This window comes from Segniliparus rugosus ATCC BAA-974 (assembly GCF_000185725.2).
Lineage (GTDB): Bacteria > Actinomycetota > Actinomycetes > Mycobacteriales > Mycobacteriaceae > Segniliparus > Segniliparus rugosus.
The window spans coordinates 260,182-284,746 of sequence record NZ_KI391953.1; the positions used below are offsets into that span (position 1 = coordinate 260,182).

Consider the following 24,565-nt stretch of genomic DNA (forward strand, 5'->3'; position numbering starts at 1 on the left):
GGTGATTTCCATCACGATGCCGATGCCCCGTGACGCGTTTGGAGGAACATCCTGTGACCTAGGGCATAAATCAGGATTACGATGAGCCGTATAAACCGCAGAAAGGCAGCCCCATGTTCGACATCATCGTCAAAGACGGCCTCTGGTTCGACGGCACCGGCGTTGACCCGGTGCGCGCGCATCTCGGCATCCGCGATGGGCGGGTGGCCTCGGTGTCCTCGGAGCCGTTGGACGAGACCGGCTGCCCCGAAGTGATCGACGCGACGGGCAAGTGGGTGGCCCCCGGGTTCATCGACATGCACACCCATTACGACGCGGAAGTGCTGCTCAACCCCGGGCTGGGCGAGTCGGTGCGCCACGGCGTCACCACTGCGGTGCTGGGCTGTTGCTCGATGTCCACGGTGTTCGCGTCCAACGAGGACGCCGCGGACCTGTTCAGCCGGGTCGAGGCGGTGCCGCGCCAGTACGTGCTCGGGGCGCTTCGGGACCAGCGGACCTGGGAGAACGCCGAGGGCTACGTCAAGGCGATCGACTCCCTGCCGCTCGGCCCGAACGTCAGCTCCTTCCTCGGCCACTCCGAGCTGCGCGCCGCGGTGATGGGGCTCGGCCGCGCCACCGACAAGCGCGTGCTGCCCAAGCGCAAGGAGCTCGACAAGATGGCCGCCCTCTTGGACGAGGCGCTGGACGCGGGCATGCTCGGCCTGTCCGGGATGGACTCGGCCATCGACAAGCTCGACGGCGACCGCTACCGCTCCCGCGCCCTGCCCTCCACCTACGCGTGGTGGCACGAGCGGCTGCGGCTGGTCTCGGTCCTGCGCAAGCGCGGGCGGATGCTGCAGAGCGCGCCGAATGTGAAGAACCCGAGCATGGCGTGGATGTTCTTCTTCGCCTCCAGCGGCTTCTTCGGCCGCCGCCGGCAGGTGCCGGTGAGCCTCTTGGTCGCGGCGGACTCGAAGTCCTTCCGCTGGGCGCACCTGCTCATGCGCTACGGAGCCGCCGCGGGCAACGCGTTCTTCAACGCGAAGGTCCGGTTCCAGCACATGCCGGTGCCGTTCGAGCTGTACTCGGACGGCATCGACCTGCCGGTGTTCGAGGAGTTCGGCGCGGGGACGGCGGCTTTGCACCTCAAGGACCAGCTCGAGCGCAACAAGCTGCTGGCCGACCGGGGCTACCGGCGCAAGTTCCGCCGCGAGTTCGCGCTCAAGCGGCGCGTGCCTGGGCTGTGGCACAAGGACTTCCGCGAGGCCGTGATCGTGGGATGCCCCGACGAGAGCCTGGTCGGCAAGAGCTTCGCGCAGATCGCGAAGGAGCGGTCCAAGCAAGAGGGAAGTCCCGTCCATCCGCTCGACGCGTTCTTGGACGTGCTCGTCGAGCACGGCGAGAAGAACGTCCGCTGGACGACGACCGTCGCGAACCACCGGCGGCGGGAGCTGGACGCGATGGCGAAGGACCCGAACTTGCAGATGGGCTTCTCCGACGCGGGCGCGCACTTGCGGAACATGGCCTTCTACAACTTCCATCTGCGCTTCCTCAAGCGCATGCGGGACGCGGAGCTGGCCGGGCGGCGGGTGCTCACCATGGGCCAGGCCGTGCGCCGCCTGACGAGCGAACTCGGCGAGTTCTTCGGCTTAGAAGCCGGTTACCTGCGCGTTGGGGATCGGGCCGACTTCGTGGTGATCGACCCGGAGCGGTTGGACGGCTCGCTGGAGGAGTACCACGAGGAGCCCGCCGAATTCTTCGGCGGCCTGCCCCGGATGGTGCGCCGCAATGACGAGACCGTGCCCGTCGTCGCGGTCGGCGGACAGATCGTGTGCCGCAAGGGCCAATTCGAGGAGGGATACGGCGCGCAGAAGCAGACCGGCCGTTACCTGCGGGCGGTCCAGGGGGCATGACGGCGCGGCTGACCTCCTTCACCAACGACGGGCTGACCTTCGACGTCCGCGACGAAGGCCCGCAGGACGGCCCCGTCGTCATCCTGCTGCACGGCTTCCCGCAGACCTCCGCGAGCTGGTCGGGCGTGATCCCGCGCCTTGTCGCGGCGGGGTTCCGCGTGCTCGCCCCCGACCAGCGCGGCTACTCGCCCGGCGCGCGGCCGAACACGGTCGGGAGCTACACGCTGGACCGGCTCGTCGACGACGTGCTCGCGCTGGCCGACCAAGCAGGGGCCGAGCGGTTCGACGTCCTCGGCCATGACTGGGGCGCGGCGGTGTCGTGGCTGCTCGCGGCGGCCCACCCCGACCGGGTCCGCACGTTGACCGCGCTGTCCGTGCCGCACCCCCTCGCGTTCGCCTCGGCGGGCCTCGCGCAGCTCGTGCGCTCGTGGTACGTGTTCGTCTTCCAGATCCCCTGGCTGCCCGAACGGCTGTGGCAATTCGCCCCCGCCCGCAAGCTCATGGTCTCCTTCTTCGGAGCCCCCGAGGGCGCGTTGGCGGACATGGCCGCCGTGCTCGGCGACCCGAAACGGGCGAAAGCGGCGCTGAGCTGGTATCGCGCGGCGGCCCGTTCGACCGCCGTGCGCAAGCTGATGCGCGCGGTGTCCGTCCCGACGCTGTTCGTCTGGAGCGACGGGGACGTCGCGATCAGCCGGAAGTCTGCCGAACTCTGCGCCAGACAGGCGACCGGGCCGTATCGGTTCGAGGTCTTCGAAGGCGTCTCGCATTGGATCCCAGACGAGCGCCCGGAGGAGACCGCCGAGTTCGCGCTCGCGCATATCGCCGAGCACGCCGACTCCGCCAGTTAACCGCCGGCGGAGGCGGTCTGCTGTTTGGCGGCGAACCCGCCCGCGACCGTGGTCGCCGCGACGGTGACCAACGCGCCGAAGAGCAACGCGGAGCCCTCCCCTGGGACGAGCAGGCCCAGTTGGTCGCCGACTTTCGCGGCGGCGGCCGGCACGCCGAGCTGCGCCGAGGCCAGCGCGGCGAGAGGGAGCGGCTGCCCGAGCAGCCTGCCGGTCCCATGCGCGGCCAGCGCCCCAGCGCCGAGCGCGAGGCCCAATCCCGCAAGCGCCGGGTGCTCCAGCAGCTCGCGGACGTGCAGGGAAGCTCCGAGCCAGACGAAGAACAACGGGCTGAAGAAGCCCTCGGCGATTCCGAAGAGCTGCCTGGCCAGCCGCCTCGGCTCGCCGATCGCCGCGATGACCAGCCCGAGTGCGAACCCGGCCAACATGATCGAGACGTGGCCCCGGACCGCGAGCGCGGCGAGGAAGAACAGGATCGCGAGGTTGACCCGCAGCTCAAGGGCGAAACGCCGCTCTTTGGAGTACTCGCGCATCCGGTCGAGCCAGCCCGCGCGGTCGGCGGCCCGCATGAGCAGGAACGCCCCGACCGCGCATCCGGCCACCGCCGCCGCGCCCAGCGCCGCCCGCCCGGCGTGGGCCAGGTCGATCACCAGAGGGAGCGCCACGACGCACGCCGTGTCCGCGATGGCGACCTGCGCCGTGGTGGAGAGCACCTGCGGGCCGGACAGGCGCAGGGAGTCCACGACCGGCAGCACCAGCGCGGCGGAGGAGGAGGCCATGAGCACGGCGTAGAGGGCGGCGTGGCCGGTGTGGAACCAGGCCGCGATGGCCACGCCGAGCAGCGCGGCGGCAACGCCGACCGGCACGCAGCGGAGCAGGGCTTTGGGCAGCGCGGCGCGCAGCTCGGCGTTGCGGACCGGGACGTGGGTGCCCGCGACGAACATGACCAGGCCGAAGCCGATGTCCGCCAAGAACGCGAACACGCCGTCGTCCGCGTCGAGCACGGCGAAGCCGCTGCGCCCGAAGACCACCCCGACAAGCAGCTCGCCGATCACCACGGGGACGCGGGCCTTGGGGATCGAGGCGAGCAGCGGGCCCGCCAGCCCGATGACCACGACCAGGCAGAGCGCTGCGAAACTCATGCCATGAGGCTAGCCCTTGTGGTGAGCCTGATCGAGTGAAGACGGTTCGGGGGCCGGAGGAGCCTGTGGCGTTGCACTGGGCGGGCAAGGCCACGGTCGGCCTGCCGCTCTTCTCGGCGGCTCCCGTGATCGCCATGGTCCAAGACGGAGGCTTGGTCGCTTTCCTCCCGTGTGGTGGTTGCTCTCCGACAATCCCGAAGGGCATCCTCGCCAAGCGCCTCTGCGGTCGGGCTCCGCCGCCGCGCGGGGCCGCCCGTTCAGCGGGTGTGGGCGAGCGTCCAGGCCAGTTTGGCGAGCCGGAAGCCGCGCACGGTCCGCAGGGCCGTCGACGCGCGGTCGCCCACGTCGTTCCAGACCAGGGCGAAGGAGAGTCCGGCTTCCTGGTCCGCCCAGCCGATCGAACCGCCGATGCCGTCGTGGCCGAAGGCTCCGTCGGGGCGCCCCGGTATGCCGGTGGCCTGGTGGTAGCCGAGGCGCCAGCGCATTTTCGCGCCGAGGATCACGCGGTCGCGCCGCGTGGTCTGCACGTCGCGGAGCATGCGGACGCGCTGCGGCGAGAGCAGCCTGCGCCCGCCGAACTCGCCGTCGTTGGCGAGGGCCGCGTACATGGCCGAAAGCCCGCGCGCGGTGACCATGCCATTGCTCGACGGCATCTCGGTGTCGAGAATCCGCCCGCTCGCCACATGGCGTTCGAGGCCGGGGGCGTAGAGCGCGGCGAGGAACCCCGGCACATAAGGGGACTTCGACCACACCGGCTCGGATGCGACCAGCGCCCGCGCGAGCTCCGGCATGGAGCCGATGGTCTCCGCGGTCGGGACGCCCGGAGGGGGACGCCCGATGTGCAGGCCCGTGACGCCGAGCGGCTCGGCGATCTCCTCCAGCACGAGCTGGCGCATCCCGCGCCCGGTGACCCGGCGCGCCAACCCCGAAGCGAGCCAGCCGTAGGCGATGGCGTGGTAGCCGGGAGCCCCCGAACGCGAGACGGGAGCCGCAGCCGCGAGCCGCTCCTCCATGAGGAGATGGTCGAGCCAGTCGTCGGGCTCGCGCACCAGCGGGCGCAGATCCCACAGGCCCGCGCGGTGCGAAAGCAACTGGCGGACGGTGATCCGCCCCTTGCCCGACTCGGCGAACTCGGGCCAGTACTCGGCGACCGGGGCTTCGACGTCGATCAGCCCCCGGTCGGCGAGGCGGTGCAGGACGGTGGAGGCCATCCCCTTGGCGACCGAGAAGCCAAGGGCGGCCGTGTCGGGAGTCCACGGCTGAGTCCGGGCGCGGTCGGCCCAGCCGCCGCAGACGTCGACGAGCGCCTGGCAGCCCCGGCGCAGGACCAGCGCCCCGCCGCCCCGCCCGAGGGATCTGCCGAAGAGGTCGGCGAGCGGCTCGAACCCCGGCTCGGCGCGCCCCGCGCGGTCGGATGAGACGGGCATCACGCCAATCTAGCACGCGGCTGCCGGTGGCTTTGGTCTCGAACAGCGCGATTTGCGCGAGATGCGCCGATCCGCTAGCCTTGTCTAGCTGTCTTGAACAGACCTCGGTCGGTTCCACGACCCTGCGTGTTCATGACACAGGCCAAACGATTCACGCCGAACGCTTCGGACGGGGTGGGACGTGGGCTGCACTCGATGGAAAACAATCCAGGAGAGAAGTACGTGATTCAACAAGAGACGCGGCTGCGCGTCGCCGACAACACCGGCGCCAAGGAGATCTTGTGCATCCGGGTGCTCGGCGGCTCCGGCCGTCGCTACGCCGGGATCGGCGACACCATCGTCGCCACGGTCAAAGACGCGATCCCCGGTGGGAACGTGAAGAGCGGCGACGTGGTCAAGGCCGTCGTCGTCCGCACTGTCAAGGAGCGTCGTCGCCCCGACGGCTCTTACATCAAGTTCGACGAGAACGCCGCCGTCATCGTGAAGAACGACGGCGAGCCGCGCGGCACCCGCATCTTCGGCCCGGTCGGCCGCGAGCTGCGCGAGAAGCGCTTCATGAAGATCGTCTCGCTCGCCCCGGAGGTGCTGTAGTCCATGGCTGCGAAATTGAAGGTGCAAAAAGGCGACACCGTTCTGGTGATCGCGGGCAAGGACGCCGGAGCCAAGGGCAAGGTCCTCCAGGCCTACCCGGCCGAGCAGCGCGTCTTGGTCGAGGGCGTGAACCGGATCAAGAAGCACACGCAGGCCTCGCGCACCGAGCGCGGAGCCTCCTCGGGCGGCATCGTCGTCCAAGAGGCTCCGATCCACGTCTCCAACGTGCTCGTCGTCGGCTCCGACGGCAAGCCGACCCGCGTCGGCGTCCGCGTTGACGAGGACGGGAAGAAGATCCGCGTCTCGCGCAAGACCGGGAAGGACATCTGACCATGACTGAAGCTGTTGAGAAGATCCAGCCGAGGCTGAAGCTGCGCTACCGCGAGGAAATCCGCGCCGCGCTGCAAGAGGAGTTCGGCTACACCAACGTCATGCGCATCCCCGGCGTCACCAAGGTCGTCGTGAACATGGGCGTCGGCGACGCGGCCCGCGACGGCAAGCTGATCAACGGGGCCGTCCGCGACCTCTCGCTCATCACCGGCCAGAAGCCGGAGATCCGCCGGGCCACCAAGTCCATCGCCCAGTTCAAGCTGCGCGAGGGCATGCCCATCGGCGCCCGCGTCACGCTGCGCGGCGACCGGATGTGGGAGTTCCTCGACCGGCTCATCTCGATCGCCCTCCCGCGTATCCGCGACTTCCGCGGCCTCTCGGACCGGCAGTTCGACGGCCGGGGCAACTACACCTTCGGCCTGAACGAGCAGTCGATGTTCCACGAGATCGACATCGACTCGATCGACCGCCCGCGCGGTATGGACATCACCATCGTGACCTCTGCGAACACCAACGACGAGGGCCGCGCGCTGCTCCGCCAGCTCGGCATGCCCTTCAAGGCGAACAACTGAGGCCTGTGATGAGACAGATCGACCGTAGGACGCTGTACAAAGGGGCGAAGGCCCCGAGCTACATGAGCCGGACCAAGAAACTTGTGACCATGACGAATGCCGCCGCAGGCCTCTCCGCTGAGGGGAACCGTGGTGAGAAAGGCGTGTCAGCGAAATGACTATGACTGATCCGATCGCGGACTTTTTGACGCGATTGCGCAACGCCCAGACGGCGTACCACGACCAGGTGATCGCGCCGCACTCGAAGATCAAGGAGAACATCGCCGAGATCCTCGTCAAAGAAGGCTACATCTCGGGCTACCGCGTCGAGGAGAAATCCCCCGGCAAGGACCTGATCGTGGACCTGAAGTACAGCCCGAGCCGCGAGCGCGGCATCGAAGGCCTCAAGCGGGTCTCCAAGCCCGGCCTTCGCGTGTACGCCAAGTCCACCCAGTTGCCGAGGGTGCTCGGCGGCCTCGGCATCGCCATCATTTCCACCTCCGCAGGTTTGCTCACGGACAAGCAGGCGGCCAAGCAAGGAGTGGGCGGGGAAGTCCTCGCCTACGTCTGGTAGGAGGAAGCGCAGATGTCTCGTATTGGTAGAGCGCCGATCCAGGTCCCGTCCGGCGTGGACGTGACCATCGACGGCCAGGACGTCAAAGTGAAAGGCCCCAAGGGCGAGCTCGGCCTCACCCTGGTGGAGCCGATCAAGGTCGAGCGCGGCGAGGACGGCGCGCTCACGGTGGTCCGCCCGGACGACGAGCGGCGCAACCGCGCGTTGCACGGCCTCTCGCGCACGCTGGTGAACAACCTCGTCGTCGGAGTCACCCAGGGCTACACCAAGCAGCTGGAGATCGTTGGCGTCGGTTACCGCGTGCAGCAGAAGGGCAAGGACCTCGAGTTCGCCCTCGGCTTCAGCCACTCGGTCCCGGTCGCCGCCCCGGAGGGCATCACCTTCGCGGTGGAGACCCCGACCAAGTTCTCGGTGTCCGGAATCGACAAGCAGAAGGTCGGCGAGGTCGCGGCCAACATTCGCAAGCTCAAGAAGCCGGAGCCGTACAAGGGCAAGGGCATCCGCTACGCGGGCGAGGTTGTCCGCCGCAAGGCCGGTAAGGCAGGTAAGAAGTAATGGCTAAGGCACAGAAAGCTGCCCCGAAGGCTGGCGGCAAAAAAGGCGCCCCGATCCGGATCAAGAAGAAGAAGGTCGCCCTCGAGATCACCGGGATCCTCGGCGTCGGCAAGCCGACCGAGCGTCGTCGGCTCCGCGCCTCGCGGCACGACCGGCTCCGCAAGCGGATCGAAGGCAGCCCGGCGCAGCCGCGTCTCGCGGTGCACCGCTCCGCGCGGCACATCCACGCGCAGCTCATCGACGACAAGGCGGGCGTGACGCTCGCCGCCGCCTCCTCCATCGAGGCCGACGTCCAGGCTGTGAGCGGCGACAAGAAAGCAAAAGCGGCCAAGGTGGGCGAGCTGCTCGCCGCCCGCGCCAAGGCAGCCGGCGTCGAGGCAGTGGTCTTCGACCGGGGCGGCCACGTCTACCATGGCCGGGTCGCGGCTTTGGCGGACGGCGCCCGCGCCGGAGGCTTGCAGTTCTGATGCTCTGCTGGTTGAAGAAGACAAAGACGTTCAACACAGGAAAGGTTTCGTGATGGCAGGAAGGCCACGCACCGGAGGCCCCGCGTCTGGCGGGCAGTCCGGCGATTCGGGTTCGAACGACCGTCGGGACCGTCGGGACCGTCGGGAAGCCGAGACTCAGGTCGACAAAGAGAAGAAAGACCACATCGAACGCCTCGTCGCGGTGAACCGCGTCGCCAAGGTGGTCAAGGGCGGCCGTCGCTTCAGCTTCACGGCCCTCGTGATCGTCGGCGACGGCAAGGGCCACGTCGGCGCTGGCTACGGCAAGGCGAAAGAGGTTCCCGCCGCGATCGCCAAGGGCGTCGAAGAGGCGCGGAAGAACTTCTTCCGCGTGCCGCTCATCGGCTCCACCATCCCGCACCCGATCCAGGGCGAGGCCGCCGCTGGTGTCGTCATGCTGCGTCCGGCCAGCCCCGGTACCGGTGTGATCGCCGGCGGAGCCGCCCGCGCGGTGCTGGAATGCGCCGGCGTGCACGACGTGCTCGCCAAGTCCATGGGCACTGACAACGCGATCAACGTGGTCCACGCCACGATCGCCGCGCTCAAGGGCCTCAAGCGTCCGGAAGAAGTCGCGGCACGCCGCGGCCTTCCGCTGGAGGACGTCGCCCCCGCTGGCCTCTTGCGGGCCCGCGAGCGCGCGTTGCAGGAGGCCGCACACGCATGAGCGAGCTGAAAGTCACTCAGATCAAGAGCACTATCGGGGTCAAGCCCAAGACGCGTGAAGCGTTGCGCACGCTCGGCCTCAAGCGGATCCGCCACAGCGTGGTCCGTCCGGACGACGCTCAGAACCGCGGCCTGCTGCAGGTGGTGCGCCACCTCGTGGTCGTCGAGCCTGTCACCGAGGAGAAGAAGAAATGAGCGAGCAGGAGTCGAGCGTCATCAAGCTGCACGACCTGCGTCCGGCTCCGGGCGCCAAGAAGGCGAAGACCCGCGTGGGCCGTGGTGAAGGCTCGAAGGGCAAGACCGCCGGTCGAGGCACCAAGGGCACGAAGGCCCGCTACCAGGTTCCGACCTGGCTCGAGGGCGGCGGCATCCCGTTGCACATGCGCCTGCCGAAGCTCAAGGGCTTCAAGAACCCGTTCCGGGTGGAGTACCAGATCGTCAACGTCGGCGACATCGCGGAGCTGTTCCCCAAGGGCGGCCAGATCGGCCCCGAGGAGCTCGTGGCCGCTGGCGCTGTGCGCAAGGGCGAGCTGGTGAAGGTGCTCGGCGACGGGGAGATCTCGGTCGCAGTGCAGGTCACCGCCGACAAATTCTCGGCAGTCGCGAAAGAGAAGATCCTCGCCTCGGGCGGCTCTGTCGCCGAGCGCTAGATCGGCGCGGTGTAGAGTATCCCGGTCCGGTCGTAGGACCGCGCTGAACTGACCCACGAGACACCAGGAGTATTGTTGCTTTCCGCCTTCGTTTCGGCACTCCGAACGCCTGATTTGAGGCGGAAGATCCTGATCTCGATCGGGATGGTCGTGCTCTACCGGCTCGGCGCGACGTTGCCGTCGCCAGGGGTGAACTACAAGAACGTTCACGAATGCCTCGACCAGGTGTCCAAGGGCGACAGCCAGGGTGTCTACTCGCTGATCAACCTGTTCTCGGGCGGCGCGCTCCTCCAGCTGTCGGTGTTCGCCATCGGCGTGGTGCCGTACATCACGGCGAGCATCATCACGCAGCTGTTGACCGTCGTCATCCCCCGGTTCGAGCAGCTGCGCAAGGAGGGGCAGTCCGGGCAGACCAAGATGACCCAGTACACCAGGTACTTGGCCGTCGCCCTCGCCCTCCTGCAATCCTCGGCGATCGTGGCGCTGGCGAACCGCCGCCAGCTGCTGAGCAGTTGTAGCAAAGACATCCTCGACGAGCACGAGCTCTTCCAGCTCATCGTGATCGTGCTGGTGATGACGGCGGGCGCGACCCTGGTGATGTGGTTCGGCGAGATCATCTCCGAGCGCGGCATCGGCAACGGCATGTCGCTCTTGATCTTCTCCGGCATCGCGGCCCGCATCCCCGCCGAGGGCAAGCAGATCCTCGACAGCAGGGGCGGCGTCGTCTTCGCCCTGGTCTGCGTCGCCGCCCTGGTCATCATGGCGAGCGTCATCTTCATCGAGCAGGGCCAGCGCCGCATCCCGGTCCAGTACGCCAAGCGCATGGTGGGCAGGAAGATGTACGGCGGCTCGTCCACGTATCTGCCGCTGAAGGTGAACCAGGCCGGCGTCATCCCGGTCATCTTCGCGTCCTCGCTGCTGTACGTGCCGAACCTGATCACCCAGCTGCTGTCGAAGAACGGGACGAGCGGGTGGCAGCGGTGGATGCAGAACTATCTGCTGAACCCGTCCAGCGCGGTGTACATCGGGGTCTACTTCTCCTTGATCGTCTTCTTCACGTTCTTCTACGTGGCGATCACCTTCAACCCGCAGGAGCGGGCGGAGGAGATGAAGAAGTACGGCGGCTTCATCCCCGGCATCCGCCCAGGGGCACCCACCGCCGAGTATCTGAACTTCGTCTTGACCAGGATCACGCTGCCGGGGTCGATTTATCTCGGTATCATTGCAGTGTTGCCGAACCTTTTCCTGCAGATCGGCAACAGCGGCGGAGCGCAGAACCTCCCGTTCGGCGGGACGGCCGTGCTGATTCTCGTCAACGTCGGGCTCGACACGGTCAAACAGATCGAGAGCCAGCTTATGCAGCGTAACTACGAAGGATTCTTGAAATGACGCGAGTGATCATGTTCGGCCTGCCTGGCGCTGGCAAAGGCACCCAGTCAGCGCTGTTGGCGAAGTCGCTCGACGTGCCGCACGTGTCCACCGGCGATCTGTTCCGGGCCAACATCGGGGAGAGCACCCCCCTCGGCCAGGAGGCGAAGAAATACCTCGACGCCGGCCAGCTGGTGCCGAGTTCGGTGACCAACGCGATGGTCAAGGACCGGCTTTCCCAGCCCGACGCCCGCAAGGGCTACATCCTCGACGGCTACCCCCGCACCGTCGACCAGGCGGAGGCGCTCTCCGACATCCTCGCCGAGCTTGGCGAGAAGATCGACGTCGTGCTCTCCTTCGTGCTCCCGGAAGAAGTCGTGGTGGAGCGGATGCTGGCCCGAGGCCGAGCGGACGACACCGAAGAGATCATCAAGGGCCGTCTGCAGATCCATAAGAACGAGACCGAGCCACTGCTGGACTTCTACCGGGATTTGGTGGTCTCCATCGACGCGGTCGGCTCCGTCGAAGAAGTGCAAGAGCGAGCGCTCGCCGCGCTCGACAAATGACCCCCGGAGCCAGCGCGAGTTCTGAGCGATGCTGTTGAAACGCCGTAAGAAGGACAGGGTCGTTCCGGTTCGCAACGCCGAAGAGGTCGAGCTGATGGCCGCTGCTGGCGCTGTCGTCGCGCAGGCGCTGATCGAAGTGCGCGCGGCCGCGGTCCCCGGCATCAGCACCGCGAAGCTCGACAAAGTCGCCGAGGACGTGATCCGAGCCAGCAATGCCGTCCCTTCCTTCCTCGGCTACCACGACTATCCGGCTTCCACCTGCATCTCGGTGAACGACGCGGTGGTGCACGGCATCCCGTCTAAAACGTTCATCCTCGCCGAAGGCGATCTCGTTTCGGTCGACTGCGGGGCGATCCTCGCAGGTTGGCATGGGGATTCGGCGATCACCTTCGGGATCGGCGAACTCGCGCGGGAGGACGAGGATCTCTCGGACGCGACGCGCGATGCGTTGTGGGCGGGGATCGGCGCGATGCGGCCCGGCAATCGGCTCACCGATGTCTCGCACGCGATCGAGCAGTCGGTCGCGCAGTCGAGGGCCAAGTTCGGGCGGCAGTTCTCGATCGTCGCGAACTTCGGCGGCCACGGCATCGGCGACGAGATGCATCTTGAGCCGTTCCTCCCCAACGAGGGCAAGCCGGGCAAGGGCCCGTTGCTCGCGGTGGGCTCGACTTTGGCGATCGAGCCTATGGTCGCCCTCGGCGGACGCAAATCGTTGACGCTGCCGGACGGCTGGACGGTCGTGACGAAAGACGGGACTCGCGCGGCCCATTGGGAACACACCGTCGCCGTCGGCGCGGACGGCCCGAGGGTGCTGACGGTGCGTCTGGACGAGAAGCCGTTGGTCTAGGACGGGGTATGCGCGCGGCTTGTGGGGAGACTGCACTGGTTTGCTGTCGGCGCGGACGGTCCGGGGGTGTTGGCGGTGCGTCCGTATGAGAAGCTGCTGGTCGAGGAGTCGAAGTGTCCGTAGTTGAGGCGAAAGACGCGGCGAGCGTCGTCCTTGTGCGGCAGGGGGCCGATGGGGTCGAGGTCTTTTTGATCCGCCGGGTGCCGCAAATGGCGTTCGCTCCCGGTTTCACGGTGTTCCCCGGCGGCGGGGTGGATTCGGGGGATTGGTCGGATCAGCCGCTGGGGCCGGACTTTTGGCCGGCCCGTTTCCAGGACTCGCCCGAACGGGTGGCTGCTCTCGGGCGCGCGGCGGCGCGGGAGCTGTTCGAGGAATGCGGCGTGCTGCTCGCGGCAGGCGGGGCGGTCCCCGACCGCGAGCGCGCCTTGCGCGCGAGGGAGCGGATCGCGGCGAAGGAGATCGGCTTCGGCGACTTCCTCGCCGACGAAGGGCTCTCGGTCGACATCGGGCTGCTGCGTCCTATGGCGCATTGGACGACACCGGTCTCGGAGCCCCGCCGTTTCGACACGCGGTTCTTCCTCGCGGTCCTGCCGGATGGGCAAGAGGCGGACGGGCGCACCTCGGAGTCGGCTCGTTCCGTCTGGCGCAGGCCAGCCGACGCGCTCGACCCGGCCAGCGCGGAGCCTTGCCTGCTGTTGCCGCCGACCTGGTCGCTTCTGCGCCTGCTCGCCTCGTACAGCCGAGTCGCCGACGTGACGGCCGCGCTCGACGCGGAGCGCGCGCCGATCCCGGAAGTCATGCCGGTCGGCGCGGAGCGGCGGTGGAGTTTCCCCGGAGCCGAGGAATACCTCGCGTGGACCGAGGCGCTTTCCGCGCGATAGAGGGCAGCCGGACGACCTCTGGGCGGCCTGAGCACAGTAAGCTCGGAAAGAACAGCCGGAAACAAGAACCGTGAGGAGCGACGTGGGATGCTGAGGACGCTGCTTGGAATGGGGCGGGGGCCCGTCGCGCTGGTGGTCGGTCCGTGTCTCGCGGGATTGTCGGCCGTCGGCGCGCTCGCCGGATGCGACGTCGGGCGGCGGGTGTTGCCGCCGTTGCCCCAGCCGACCGCCGCGCCGGTCGAAGAGCCGTCTGACGCTCCGGCCCCGGCGCAGAGCGGTTTGCTCCCGGCGACGGCGGTCGGGCACGTCCCGCTGAGCCTCGACGAGATCAACCGGCTCGCGGGCAAGGGCCTGTTCAAAAGCGGCGACCAAGGGCTTTCGGCCCCGATGGAGGCGAAAGGCTCCGTGAAGCCGCCGGAATGCCAGCCTCTGTTGCACGCCCTGCACACCAAAGCCGCGACCGGATCGGCCTTCACCTCGTTCCAATTCGTGGTGTACCCGGCCTCGGACGGGTCGAACGGCGTGTTTGAAGAGGCGGTCATGGTGTATCCGGCGCTCGACCCGGCCAAGACCGTCTTCCAGAAGCTCGCGGCGGCGGTCGGCGCGTGCGGCGGGAAGAGCGTGGACGAGCAGCAGGACGGGGCCGACCAACCGGTCACCTACCATATCGAGGCCGAACCCTCCGAACAGGGCAAACTGCGCTGGACAGAGACGGAGAAGGGCCAATCCGGCGACGACTCCTGCGTCTTCGAGGCGCGAATGATCGAGAACCTCCTGTTCGACGTGGTCGAATGCGGGCCGGACGCGGGGGATCTGGCCGCAAGGGCGGCGGACATGATGGCAGCAAGGGCGGTCTGACGTGCGAAGGACAGCATGGTGCCTCGGGCTCGTTCTGGTTGCGGGCTGCTCTTCCGGCCAGGTCGGCCAGCCGAAGCCGATGACCACGGTCCCAGCGGCGACCGCCGCGAGCACGGTCGCGGTCGCGCCGCCGTCGGCAACGCCGCCGCCCGCGCTCTCGGCGAACCAGATCGTCCTGAGCCTCGACGACCTCAACACGCTCACCAGCGAGGCGAAATACCGGGGCGGGTCGGACTTGGCGGACTCGAAATCCCCGCTCCCCGCAGGCGGACAGGTCGATCCGCCGCAATGCGCGCCCGCGCTGCGCGGCCTGCAGAACAAGTCGGTCGCCGGAGGGAACGCCACGTCGTTCCGGGCACTGGAAGCAGTCACCGTCGGCGACCCGGCGCTTCCCGAGGAAAAACGGCGCAAGGATGATTTCGTGCAGGTCGTCGCCGTGTATCCGAGCGAGGCCTCGGCGAGGGCAGTTTTCGATGCGCTCGCGAAAGGGGTCGGCGCGTGCGGGAACCAGAGGGTCGCGAACGTCGAGCCGGGCGACACCGCGAAAACGGAGTACACCGTCAAGGTGGAGCAGGCGTTCCGGGAGGGGGCGGACGAGCCGGCCAAAGTCCGATGGAGCCAGCATCAGGCGGGCTGGGGGCAGAACCAGCAATGCGTCCTCGAAGCGAGGCTGGTCCGAAGCGTCGTGTTGCAGGACATCGAATGCGGGGTCGGCACGGACAAAGCCCCGATAGGGCAACTGCTCTCGCAAGCTTTGGACAAATCTGCGGGACGCGTGCCCTAGACGGCGTTATACAACAAACGGTGGGGCGTTAGCCCCAACCTTGGCCCCGCTCAGGTCGCAGTGGGGCCGCGCTGTAAGATCGCCAAACGTGGAGAATATCACTGTGCGCACCCGCCGTTCGGCGGAAGACTTCCCGCTCGAACAGCATCTGGCCTGGAAAGTGGCCAATGTCGCGGCCGACCCGGTCGCAGTCGAGCCGGAAGTCGCCGAGATGATCATCAACCGGATCATCGACAACGCGGCGGTGAGCGCGGCCTCGTTCTCCCGCCGTCCGGTGTCCAGCGCCCGCGCGCAGGCCGTGGCGCATCCGTACCAGCCCGGCGCGAAGGTCTTCGGCGTCACGGGCAGCTACAGCCCGGAGTGGGCCGCGTGGGCGAACGGCGTCGCGGTGCGCGAGCTGGACTTCCACGACACCTTCCTCGCCGCCGAGTACTCGCACCCCGGCGACAACATTCCGCCGATCGTCGCCGTGGCGCAGCACGCCGGGCGTTCGGGAGCCGAGCTGATCCGGGGGATCGCCACCGGCTACGAGATCCAGATCGACCTCGTCAAAGCGATCTGCCTGCACGAGCACAAGATCGACCACGTGGCGCACCTCGGGCCGTCCGCCGCCGCTGGCATCGGGACGCTCCTCGGCCTGAGCCCTGAGGTCATCTACCAGGCGGTGGGCCAGGCGCTGCACACCACGACGGCCACCCGGCAGTCCCGCAAGGGCCAGATCTCCAGCTGGAAGGCGTACGCGCCCGCGCTGGCCGGGAAGGTCGCCGTCGAGGCCGTCGACCGCGCGCTGCGCGGCGAAGGGGCGCCCGCGCCGATCTGGGAGGGCGAGGACGGCGTGATCGCCTGGCTGCTCGGCGGCCCCGAGGCCGTGTACCAAGTGCCGCTGCCCGCCCCCGGCGAGCCCAAGCGCGCGATCCTGGACAGCTACACCAAGGCGCACTCCGCCGAGTACCAGAGCCAGGCCGTCATCGACCTCGCGTTCAAGCTGCGCTCGAAGATCGACAACTTCGACGACATCGAGTCCATCGTCCTGCACACCAGCCACCACACGCACTACGTGATCGGCACCGGCTCGAACGACCCGCAGAAGTTCGACCCGACCGCGAGCCGGGAGACCCTCGACCACTCGGTGATGTACATCTTCGCGGTGGCGCTGCAGGACGGCTCCTGGCACCACGAGCGCTCCTACGCGCCCGAGCGCGCCGCCCGCCCCGACACCGTGGCCCTGTGGAAGAAGATCTCGACCGCGGAGGATCCGGAGTGGACCCGCCGCTACCACGCCACCGACCCGAACGAGCTGGCGTTCGGCGCGCGAGCCGAGATCCGTTTCAAGAACGGCTCGACGCTGGTGGACGAGCTGGCAGTGGCCGACGCGCACACGCTGGGCGCGAAACCGTTCGCCCGCGCCGACTACATCGAGAAGTTCCGCATCCTCGCCGAGGGCGTGGTCGACGAGGGCGAGCAGAACCGCTTCCTCTCGGTGGTCCAGCGCCTCGGGGAGCTGCAGGCGGGCGAGCTCGACCACTTGAACGTGATCGTGACGGACGAGGCGGTCCGGCGAGCGCCGGAAGTGCCGAAAGGAGTGTTCTGATGACGAGCGGGAGTGGAGTGTCGGCTCCGCAGCAAGAGATCCGCAAGGGGCTCGCCGGGGTCGTCGCCGACGTTTCGGCGGTTTCCAAGGTGGTGCAGGAGACCAACACGCTCACGTACCGGGGCTACGGGACCGACGACTTGGTCGCGAACTGCTCGTTTGAGGAGGTCGTGTACCTGCTCTGGCACGGGGAGCTGCCCACGCCGAAGGAGCTGGAGCAGTTCCAGCTCTCCGAGCGGGCGTTCCGCACGGCGGACCCCGGCCTGTTGCAGACCATCGCCAAATTGCCCACAAAGAGCCATCCGATGGACGTGGTGCGCACGGCGGTGAGCTTCTTCGGCGCGACCAACCTCAGCTCCGCCGAGGCGTTCGTCCCGTCCGAGCAGGTCAACCTCGCCCGTGCGCTCCAGCTCTTCGCGGTCGTGCCGTCCCTGGTCGCCGCCGACCTGCGCCGCCGCCACGGCAGGCTCCCGCTCCCGCCGAACCCGGACCTGGGCTACAGCGAGAACTTCCTGTGGATGTGCTTCGGCCGCAAGCCGACCCCGGACCAGGTCAAGGCGTTCGAGACGACGATGATCCTCTACGCCGAGCACAGCTTCAACGCCTCGACGTTCACCGCGCGGGTCATCGCCTCGACCCTCTCCGACATCTACAGCGCGATCACCGGGGCCATCGGAGCCTTGAAGGGGCCGCTGCACGGCGGGGCGAACGAGGCCGTCATGCACCACATGAACGAGATCGGCGACCCTGCGAAGGCGCGCGACTGGGTCAACGCCCGGTTCGCGAACAAAGAGAAGATCATGGGCTTCGGCCACCGGGTCTACAAGGACGGGGACTCCAGGGTGCCCCGGGCGTACGCGGCGTTCAAAGAGATCGCGACCACGGAAGAGGGGCAGCGCTACCTCGCCATCTACCACGAGATGGAAGCCGCCGTCGTCGAGTCCAAAGGCATCAAGCCGAACCTGGACTTCCCGTCCGGGCCGCTCTACGCGCTCCTCGGCTTCGACGTCGAATTCTTCACGCCGCTGTTCGTGATGAGCCGGATCGCGGGCTGGACCGCGCACATCGTCGAGCAGTACGCCTCGAACGCTCTGGTGCGTCCGCTCTCCTCGTACAACGGCGTGCCGCAGCGGCCCGTGGTCAAATAATCGCGTGACTGGGCCGTGGCAGCCGGTTTTCCCGCAGCAGCCTCGGCCTGCCGCTTGGGGTGCGGGCCGACTCCTTCGACGAAGCCAACAGCCCGGAAGAACAAGGATTTCTGATGAGGGCCACCGGCCAAGTGGCCCGCTCGATTCGGGAGCTGCCAAGCGCGTGACAGCTTCGGCAGGTACAGTGCACTCTGCATATGCAGCCGGGCCGCGACGAAGAAGCCCATAGTAAAGGAGCACCATATGCCGAAAATCGCAATTCCGGGCCTGCTCGCGGGCGTAGCGCTGGCGTTCTCGCCCGCAGCGGCTCTTGCGGACCCCGACGACGGCGGGGAGGGCGGCGGACGGTCGTACCCATGCCCGAACGGGCAGTTCTGGTACCCGCAGTACGACCAGTGCGTCGTCATGTGCAAGCCGGGGTTCGACCACATCAGCGGCCCGGAAGCCTGCGACAAGATCCCGACCGCGTATCGAGACTCGCAGCGCCGCCTCGGCGAGCAGCGTGTTCCCGTGAGCGCGTAGCCGGTCGACATGCGCCGCGCTCTCATCCTCCTGCCCGTGCTGGCTTTCTGCGCCGCCGGATGCTCGGAAAGCAGAAAAACCGCTCCGGCGACGACCACGCAACTGCCGCCGCTCGCGTCGAGCCAGGCTCCTGCCACGCCGTCCTTCAAGGCTTCGCCCTCGACCACCGCTTCCACCAGCGCAGCCGTGACGGGCCTCGGCGCGTTCGTCGGCGAATGGCATGGGCATGGCCGCTTGCTCACCGTCGGAGCCGACGGCTCGGGCAAGATCGTGGCGCGGACCTACCAGAAATGCGGCGACCCCGGCGTGACCGGTGCCTGCGACACCTTCGACGGGAACGAGATCAAACCGGGGGCCGTCACACAGATCAAGATCACCGGGACGCATGAGGTCGCCGACGGGGCCGAGGCGGAGTTCTCCGTCCAGGAGAGCACGCTCGGCGTGCCGCCGAATAGCACCGGCACGCTCGTCCTCGACCAGACGCAGGACACCGTGCGGATCGTGATCAACGGCAAGCCGGGAGCGGGCGCGTACTGCGGGCCGAAAGCGGACCCAGGGGCCTGCGGTGCGTAATCCCGTACCTTGCGGGGCGTAATCCCGTACACTGGGGAATATGGCATCGGACACACCCAAGGAACCGGTCCCCGACATGCCGCCGATGCGCCCGGAGCCCGAGCCGCTTCCGCCGGACGTGCCGGACGTGCCGTTTCCCCCCGACGTGCCGGATATCCCGCCGCTCCCTGACGTGCCGCCGACTCCGCCGACTCCTGACGTGCCCGACATGGCGTGAGCACCTGCCGTTCACCAGTGTGCGGTAGGCAGGGGTTGTGACTGGTTCCCCATCGTCGTCCGGGGTCTCGCGCCGAGGACTGTTCGCCACGGCGGCGGGGGCCGCCGCGGTCGGAGCCGGGCTCGGTTATGTCGGGACGGAGCTGTCCGCGTCGCGACGAGGGGCGAACGCTCCGGACTTGTGGCGTTCGGTGGGCGGCGCTGGCGCGCCCCGGCCGTCGGGCCTGCACTTGCAGTTCGGCTCGGACGCGTCGAGCGAGGTCGTCATCAGCTGGCACACCCCGGTTTCCGTCGCGAACCCGCGCGTGCTGCTCGGCACGGCGGAGGGCGGGTTCGGCGCGGCGGTCCCCGCGGAGACCATTGCCTATCGGGACGGGCAGTCAGGCGTGCAGGTCCAGGTCCACCACGCCAGGCTCTCCGGTCTGAGCCCCTCCGCGGACTACGTGTACGCGGCGGCGCACGACGGCTGCGCCCCGGAGCTCGGGACTTTCCGCACCGCGCCGCGCGGACGGGGGAAATTCACGTTCACCAGCTTCGGCGACCAGGGCACGCCGACGCTCGGCAAGCCGGGCCCCGCCGACCCGCAGGGCGGGACGCTCTATGTCAACGACAATCTCGGCTCCCCCGCCGCAGGGGACGTCACAGCGGGCGTGGAGCGGATCGCCCCGCTGTTCAACTTGGTCAACGGGGATTTGTGCTACGCGAACCTGTCGCAGGACCGGGTGCGCACCTGGTCGGACTGGTTCGAGAACAACACCCGCTCCGCGCGGCACCGGCCGTGGATGCCCGCGCCGGGCAACCACGAGAACGAGCGGGGCAACGGGCCGATCGGCTATCAGGCGTTCCAAACCTATTTCCGCGTCCCCGACTCCGGAGCGGACCCGCAGCTGCGCGGCCTGTGGTACGCGTTCACGGCTGGCTCGGTGCGGATCGTGGTCCTCGCGAACGACGACATCTGCTACCAGGACTCCGGGAACACCTACGTGCGCGGCTACTCGGGCGGGGCGCAGCGGCGCTGGCTCGCCGACGAGCTCGCGAAGTCCCACGCGGACCTCGGGATCGACTGGGTCGTGGTGTGCATGCATCAGACCGCGGTCTCGACGGTGGACCATTTCAACGGGGCGGACCGCGCGATCCGCGAGGAATGGCTGCCTCTCTTCGACCAGCACGGGGTCGATTTGGTGCTGTGCGGGCACGAGCACCATTACGAGCGCACCCACCCGGTGCGCGGCGCGCAGCAGAACGACACGCTCACCCCGACCCCGGCGGACACGCGGCTGGACGAGATCGACGCGACGAAGGGGACCACGCATCTGGTGATCGGCGGGGGCGGCACGTCGCGGCCTTCCAACCAGCTGTTCTTCCAGGGGCGACAGTGCCGGGTGATCACAGCGGTCGGCGAAGTCGATCCGGCCACCGGGAAAAAGGCTCCGGTCTACGTGATGGAGGACGCGCCGTGGTCGGCGTTCCGCGACGCCGAGCACCCGTACGGCTTCGTCGCCTTCGACGTTGACCCTGGGACCGTCGGCGGGACCACCTCCATCGCCGCGACGTATTACGCTGTCACGGGGCCGTTCGGGCAGCTCGACCCGGTGGACCGTTTCACGTTGCGCAAACCGAGGAGGGGTTGACGTGCTGTCCCGGAGAAAACTGCTCGGCACGTCCGCCGCGTTCGCCGCGGCGGTCGCGCTCATGCCCGAGCACCTGCGCGCGGCGCTCGCCGCGCCTGCCCCGAAGTCCGGATCGCTCAACGACGTCGAGCACGTGGTGCTGCTCATGATGGAGAACCGCTCCTTCGACCACTACTTCGGGACGCTCTCCGGGGTGCGGGGCTTCGACGATCCGGACGCGCTCGTCCTCGACACTGGGCGCTCGGTCTTCCACCAGCCGGACCCGGCCAACCCGGACGGCTACCTGTTGCCGTTCCACCTGGACACCACCGCGAACAGCGTGCAGAAGATCCCCACCACCAACCACTCGTGGGAATGCCAGCACGAATCGTGGAACGGCGGGAAGATGGACAACTGGATGCCCGCGCACCGCAAAGCGGACGGCGAGCACGTCTATCCCTACGTCATGGGCTACTACGAGCGGGCCGACATCCCGTTCCATTTCGCGCTCGCTGAGGCGTTCACCGTCTGCGACAACTATTACTGCAGCGTCTTCGGGCCGACCTGGCCCAATCGGATGATGTGGATGACCGGCACCATCGACCCGGACGGGCGCGGCGGCGGGCCGATCCTGAACAACACGGTCCCCTCGGGCGGCTACACCTGGACCACGTACGCGGAGCGGCTGGAGCGGGCCGGGGTGAGCTGGAAGGTCTACGCCGAGCAGGACGATTACGGCTGCAACATGCTCAAGAACTTCCGGTCGTTCCGCCAGTCCGCGCCCGGCTCGGCGCTCTACGAGAAGGGGATCCGCCCGCGCAGCGCGACCGCGTTCGAGGAGGACGCCCGCGCGGGCCGGCTCCCGAAGGTCTCCTGGATCATCATGACCAGCGCCGCGAGCGAGCACCCTGACTACCGGCCGGCGGACGGGGCCGCCTATATCGCGAGCAAGCTGGGGGCTGTCGCGGAGAACCCCGAGCTGTGGGCGAAGACCGCGTTCATCCTCAACTACGACGAGAACGACGGCCTCTTCGACCATGTGCCGCCGCCGACCCCGCCGCCTGGCACGCCGCACGAATACGTCAAGGGCCTGCCGATCGGCGGCGGGTTCCGGGTGCCCGCGATCATCGTCTCGCCGTGGACCGTCGGCGGCTGGGCCGCCAGCGAGCCCTTCGACCACACGTCCGTGCTCCAGTTCCTCGAACAGGTCACCGGGGTGGAGGAGCCGAACATCTCCGCGTGGCGGCGGCAGACGTTCGGGAACCTCCTCTCCGCGTTCGGCTTCGCGGACCCGCCGCAGCCCGCGCCGCCGCTGCCGGACGCCGCCGCCGACGTCGCGGCGGCAAACCGGACGGACACGCTGCCCAAACCGGTGCTGCCCCCCGCGCGGCAGAACGAGCCGGAGCAAGAGCCGGGGGAGCGTCCCCGGCGATGAGCGTCGAGACCGCGCCCTGTTTGCCCGTCGTTCACCCCCGTCGGCCACTATTCCCAGGCATGAGCGCACAGCGTGTCGCGACCTGGTCGGCCGCCCTTCTGTCCCTGGTCTCGGCGGTGTCCGCCTGCGCCCATCCCGCTCCCCAGCAGCCCAAGCCGTTCGCGACGCTGGAGGGCGCGCTGCCCTTGGTCGTCGCGCACCGGGGCCTGCCGGGGCTGCGCCCGGAGGAGACCCGGCCCGCGTACGAGCTGGCGGCGGACGCCGGGGCGGACGCGCTCGAAGAGGATCTGCACCTGACCAAAGACTGCGTGCTCGTCGCCCGGCACAACCCGTGGATGTCGGACAATACCGACGTCGTGGCGGTCGCGAAGACGAACCCCGAGGTCGCCGCGCGCAAGCGCGTCGTGCCCGGCGTGGAGCGGCCCGCGCCGGAGGGGGCGGGCGGCCCGAAGACATACCTGGTGGACCAGACCGATCCGGGCGATCCCAGGTCGGTGCTCAAATCCCTGGTCGTGGACGGCGAGGACCACGTCGGCGACTGGTCGGTCAGCGACTTCACGGCGGACGAGCTCCAGCGCTGGTTCCACGGCACCACCTACGACGCGAAGGACGAGCGGCCGACCGAGTACAACGGGAAATACCCGGTCCTCACCTTCCAGCAGATCATCGACATCGCAAAGGCGAAGAGCGCCGCCACGGGCAGGAAGATCGCCGTCTACCCCGAGACGAAAAACCCGACCTGGAACAACGAGCAAGCCATCGCCAACGGCTGCGGCGCGCCAGGCAGCCGCCCTCTGGAGGACGCGCTCGTCAAGATCCTGAACGACAACGGCCTCAACAGCAAGGACGCGCCGGTCTTCGCGCAGAGCTTCGAGCCGTCGAGCCTGAAGTATCTGCGCGAGCACGGGCTGAAGACCAAAGCCGTGCAGCTCGTCGGCGGTCACGACGTCGATTTCCGCACGGGCGGCGTGGTGTACGACGACATCACCAACAGCCGCCCGTACGACTGGACCCTCGCCGGGGACGCTCGATGGTTCTCCGCGATGCTCACCCCGGAAGGGCTCGCCGAGGTCAAGACCTACGCGGACGGGATCGGGCCGTGGAAGCCGCAGCTCGTGCCGCTCAAAATCGATCCCTACCCGTCCGACCCCGCGTTCCAGCCCGCCACCGACAAGGCCGAGGCGGGGCGGCCGAACTCCGTCGTGGCGGACGCGCACAAGGCCGGGCTTTTCGTGCACGTCTACACCTTCCGCGACGAGAGCAAATATCTCGCCGCCAGCTACCGGGGCGATCCGCGGGCGGAGTACCTGCAGTTCTTCCGGCTCGGAGTGGACGGGGTGTTCACCGACTTCACGAACACAGCGGTCCCGGCGCGCGCCGCCTACCTCAAAGAACTCGGCCGCTAGGGCGGCCCCGCTCGGCAGACGGGGCTTATCCGTTGTCGGCGAGTTGTTGGGCGGTGATGAGTTCGTGGGCGTGGGCGAGTTTGTCGAGGACTTTCGGGGGAGGACGAAGGGGTAGAGGTCTTGGTGTCCCATGGAGCGGTTGACCATGTTGAGGGACCAGGCAAGGGGGATCCATTCCGCGATGAGCTGGTCGAAGCCGACCCGGCCCGGTTTGGGCTTGTCGACGCTCACTCCGGCCGGGGCGAACCCGAACGCGGCGGCGGTGTCGAGGGTGTCGCGGATGTGCAGGTAGTGGGCGAAGGTCTCGGCCCAGTCCTCCGCGGCGTGCATGGTCGCGTAGGAGGAGACGAACTCGTCCTCCCACCCGGCGGGCGCGCCCTGGCTGTAGTGCCGGTCGAGCGCGGCCTGGTAGTCCGCGTCGGGGTCCCCGAACAGCTCCACGAACGCCGCCTTGGCCTCTTCGTCTTGGACCAGGACGGTGTAGTAGTAGTGCCCGCTCTCGTGCCGGAAGTGCCCGAGCAGGGTCCGGTACGGCTCGGCCAGCTGGGCGCGCATCTGCTCGCGGTGCGAGTCGTCGCCCTCGGCGAGGTCGAGGGTGATCACCCCGTCCGCGTGCCCGATCACCACGTTCTGCGCGGCGCTCGAGAGCAGGTCGAACGCGAGGCCGCCGGAGGGGTCCTCGGCTTTCCCGGCCACCGGCAGGCCCAGCTCGTGCAGTTGCGCGACCAGCCGCCGCTTGGCCGTCTCGGCCTCCGCGAACAGGGGGAGGAACTCGGCGTCATCGTCGTTGGGCCGGGTGCGGGTGAGCGCGCAGGACTCGCACAACGCGCCAGCCTCGCCAACGGGCACCAGCCAGTTGCACGCGGCCACGTTCAAATTCGCGCACGCCTGATGCCGCTCCGGGTCCAAGACCAAGATGTCGCCGTCGGACAAGCTGTAGCCGACCGCGCTCTGACAGCTCAAACACACCGAATTCTCAAAGACCAACCGTTGCCCGCACTTCTGGCATGCAAAATCACGCATAACAACCAATG

At 68.3% G+C, this 24,565-nt stretch carries 27 protein-coding genes and 1 pseudogene; 25 read left to right on the forward strand and 3 right to left on the reverse strand.

Annotated features, from left to right (window positions below):
- Positions 1-113: 113 nt before the first annotated feature.
- Positions 114-1,892, forward strand: coding sequence for an N-acyl-D-amino-acid deacylase family protein (locus HMPREF9336_RS01255; RefSeq protein WP_007472104.1), 1,779 nt, complete (start codon positions 114-116; stop codon positions 1,890-1,892).
- Positions 1,889-2,740 (forward strand): alpha/beta fold hydrolase, encoded by an 852-nt coding sequence (locus tag HMPREF9336_RS01260; protein ID WP_007472103.1) that lies wholly within the window; start codon positions 1,889-1,891, stop codon positions 2,738-2,740. The genes HMPREF9336_RS01255 and HMPREF9336_RS01260 overlap by 4 nt, the downstream gene beginning before the upstream one ends.
- On the opposite strand, the gene HMPREF9336_RS01265 is transcribed toward HMPREF9336_RS01260, so the two are convergent.
- Complete coding sequence (locus HMPREF9336_RS01265) at positions 2,737-3,879, reverse strand: cation:proton antiporter (protein WP_007472101.1); 1,143 nt, start codon at positions 3,877-3,879, stop codon at positions 2,737-2,739. The two genes, HMPREF9336_RS01260 and HMPREF9336_RS01265, sit on opposite strands and share 4 nt — an antisense overlap.
- A 257-nt stretch (positions 3,880-4,136) precedes the next feature.
- A complete protein-coding gene (locus HMPREF9336_RS01270; protein WP_007472100.1) occupies positions 4,137-5,306 on the reverse strand; it encodes a serine hydrolase domain-containing protein in 1,170 nt (389 codons plus the stop codon).
- 222 nt (positions 5,307-5,528) lie between these two features.
- On the opposite strand from HMPREF9336_RS01270, the gene rplN reads away from it, so the two are divergent.
- From rplN to HMPREF9336_RS01380, 23 genes are all read left to right on the forward strand, one after another.
- Positions 5,529-5,897: a 50S ribosomal protein L14 gene (rplN, locus tag HMPREF9336_RS01275; RefSeq protein ID WP_040584822.1), complete on the forward strand. Its 369-nt coding sequence runs from the start codon at positions 5,529-5,531 to the stop codon at positions 5,895-5,897.
- Positions 5,898-5,912: 15 nt separating this feature from the next.
- Complete coding sequence (gene rplX / locus HMPREF9336_RS01280; protein WP_040584823.1) at positions 5,913-6,227, forward strand: 50S ribosomal protein L24; 315 nt, start codon at positions 5,913-5,915, stop codon at positions 6,225-6,227.
- A 2-nt stretch (positions 6,228-6,229) separates the two neighbouring features.
- Positions 6,230-6,799, forward strand: coding sequence for a 50S ribosomal protein L5 (rplE, locus tag HMPREF9336_RS01285; protein WP_007472097.1), 570 nt, complete (start codon positions 6,230-6,232; stop codon positions 6,797-6,799).
- 154 nt (positions 6,800-6,953) lie between these two features.
- The gene (gene rpsH / locus HMPREF9336_RS01290) at positions 6,954-7,352 is read left to right on the forward strand and encodes a 30S ribosomal protein S8 (protein ID WP_007472095.1); all 399 of its coding nucleotides are present in this window, start codon (positions 6,954-6,956) and stop codon (positions 7,350-7,352) included.
- 12 nt (positions 7,353-7,364) lie between these two features.
- Positions 7,365-7,907 carry a 50S ribosomal protein L6 gene (rplF, locus tag HMPREF9336_RS01295; RefSeq protein ID WP_007472094.1) on the forward strand — a complete coding sequence of 181 codons (543 nt, stop codon included), beginning with the start codon at positions 7,365-7,367 and terminating at the stop codon, positions 7,905-7,907.
- A complete protein-coding gene (gene rplR / locus HMPREF9336_RS01300; RefSeq protein WP_007472092.1) occupies positions 7,907-8,374 on the forward strand; it encodes a 50S ribosomal protein L18 in 468 nt (155 codons plus the stop codon). The genes rplF and rplR overlap by 1 nt, the downstream gene beginning before the upstream one ends.
- A 52-nt stretch (positions 8,375-8,426) precedes the next feature.
- Entirely contained in the window at positions 8,427-9,077 is a 651-nt protein-coding gene (gene rpsE, locus HMPREF9336_RS01305; protein WP_007472090.1) for a 30S ribosomal protein S5, read from the forward strand.
- Positions 9,074-9,271, forward strand: coding sequence for a 50S ribosomal protein L30 (rpmD, locus tag HMPREF9336_RS01310; RefSeq protein WP_007472088.1), 198 nt, complete (start codon positions 9,074-9,076; stop codon positions 9,269-9,271). The genes rpsE and rpmD overlap by 4 nt, the downstream gene beginning before the upstream one ends.
- Positions 9,268-9,726, forward strand: a complete 459-nt coding sequence (gene rplO / locus HMPREF9336_RS01315) for a 50S ribosomal protein L15 (protein ID WP_007472086.1) — start codon at positions 9,268-9,270, stop codon at positions 9,724-9,726. Before rpmD ends, rplO begins: the two co-directional genes overlap by 4 nt.
- Positions 9,727-9,801: 75 nt before the next feature.
- Positions 9,802-11,115 (forward strand): preprotein translocase subunit SecY, encoded by a 1,314-nt coding sequence (gene secY, locus HMPREF9336_RS01320; RefSeq protein ID WP_021029895.1) that lies wholly within the window; start codon positions 9,802-9,804, stop codon positions 11,113-11,115.
- Positions 11,112-11,660 (forward strand): adenylate kinase, encoded by a 549-nt coding sequence (locus HMPREF9336_RS01325; RefSeq protein ID WP_007472083.1) that lies wholly within the window; start codon positions 11,112-11,114, stop codon positions 11,658-11,660. The genes secY and HMPREF9336_RS01325 overlap by 4 nt, the downstream gene beginning before the upstream one ends.
- Before the next feature lie 28 nt (positions 11,661-11,688).
- Positions 11,689-12,507 carry a type I methionyl aminopeptidase gene (gene map / locus HMPREF9336_RS01330; protein WP_007472081.1) on the forward strand — a complete coding sequence of 273 codons (819 nt, stop codon included), beginning with the start codon at positions 11,689-11,691 and terminating at the stop codon, positions 12,505-12,507.
- A 113-nt stretch (positions 12,508-12,620) separates the two neighbouring features.
- Positions 12,621-13,388, forward strand: coding sequence for an NUDIX hydrolase (locus tag HMPREF9336_RS01335; protein WP_007472079.1), 768 nt, complete (start codon positions 12,621-12,623; stop codon positions 13,386-13,388).
- Positions 13,389-13,496: 108 nt separating this feature from the next.
- Positions 13,497-14,246 carry a sensor domain-containing protein gene (locus HMPREF9336_RS01340; protein WP_244431576.1) on the forward strand — a complete coding sequence of 250 codons (750 nt, stop codon included), beginning with the start codon at positions 13,497-13,499 and terminating at the stop codon, positions 14,244-14,246.
- Between the two features lie 79 nt (positions 14,247-14,325).
- Complete coding sequence (locus tag HMPREF9336_RS01345) at positions 14,326-15,030, forward strand: sensor domain-containing protein (protein WP_021029896.1); 705 nt, start codon at positions 14,326-14,328, stop codon at positions 15,028-15,030.
- A gap of 88 nt (positions 15,031-15,118) precedes the next feature.
- On the forward strand, positions 15,119-16,621 hold the full coding sequence (prpD, locus tag HMPREF9336_RS01350) for a 2-methylcitrate dehydratase PrpD (protein ID WP_007472072.1): 1,503 nt from the start codon (positions 15,119-15,121) through the stop codon (positions 16,619-16,621).
- The gene (locus HMPREF9336_RS01355; protein WP_007472070.1) at positions 16,621-17,769 is read left to right on the forward strand and encodes a bifunctional 2-methylcitrate synthase/citrate synthase; all 1,149 of its coding nucleotides are present in this window, start codon (positions 16,621-16,623) and stop codon (positions 17,767-17,769) included. The genes prpD and HMPREF9336_RS01355 overlap by 1 nt, the downstream gene beginning before the upstream one ends.
- Before the next feature lie 243 nt (positions 17,770-18,012).
- On the forward strand, positions 18,013-18,291 hold the full coding sequence (locus tag HMPREF9336_RS01360; RefSeq protein WP_007472068.1) for a hypothetical protein: 279 nt from the start codon (positions 18,013-18,015) through the stop codon (positions 18,289-18,291).
- A 9-nt stretch (positions 18,292-18,300) separates the two neighbouring features.
- Positions 18,301-18,864 carry a hypothetical protein gene (locus HMPREF9336_RS01365; RefSeq protein WP_007472066.1) on the forward strand — a complete coding sequence of 188 codons (564 nt, stop codon included), beginning with the start codon at positions 18,301-18,303 and terminating at the stop codon, positions 18,862-18,864.
- Between the two features lie 40 nt (positions 18,865-18,904).
- Positions 18,905-19,081: a hypothetical protein gene (locus tag HMPREF9336_RS18205; RefSeq protein WP_021029898.1), complete on the forward strand. Its 177-nt coding sequence runs from the start codon at positions 18,905-18,907 to the stop codon at positions 19,079-19,081.
- Between the two features lie 37 nt (positions 19,082-19,118).
- Positions 19,119-20,711 carry a fibronectin type III domain-containing protein gene (locus tag HMPREF9336_RS01370; protein ID WP_007472064.1) on the forward strand — a complete coding sequence of 531 codons (1,593 nt, stop codon included), beginning with the start codon at positions 19,119-19,121 and terminating at the stop codon, positions 20,709-20,711.
- A gap of 61 nt (positions 20,712-20,772) precedes the next feature.
- The gene (locus HMPREF9336_RS01375; RefSeq protein ID WP_084206649.1) at positions 20,773-22,125 is read left to right on the forward strand and encodes an alkaline phosphatase family protein; all 1,353 of its coding nucleotides are present in this window, start codon (positions 20,773-20,775) and stop codon (positions 22,123-22,125) included.
- Between the two features lie 59 nt (positions 22,126-22,184).
- A complete protein-coding gene (locus HMPREF9336_RS01380; RefSeq protein WP_007472061.1) occupies positions 22,185-23,531 on the forward strand; it encodes a glycerophosphodiester phosphodiesterase family protein in 1,347 nt (448 codons plus the stop codon).
- A 25-nt stretch (positions 23,532-23,556) separates the two neighbouring features.
- On the opposite strand, the pseudogene HMPREF9336_RS17750 reads toward HMPREF9336_RS01380, so the two are convergent.
- Positions 23,557-24,554: pseudogene (locus tag HMPREF9336_RS17750) on the reverse strand (zinc-binding metallopeptidase family protein).
- Positions 24,555-24,565: the final 11 nt, after the last annotated feature.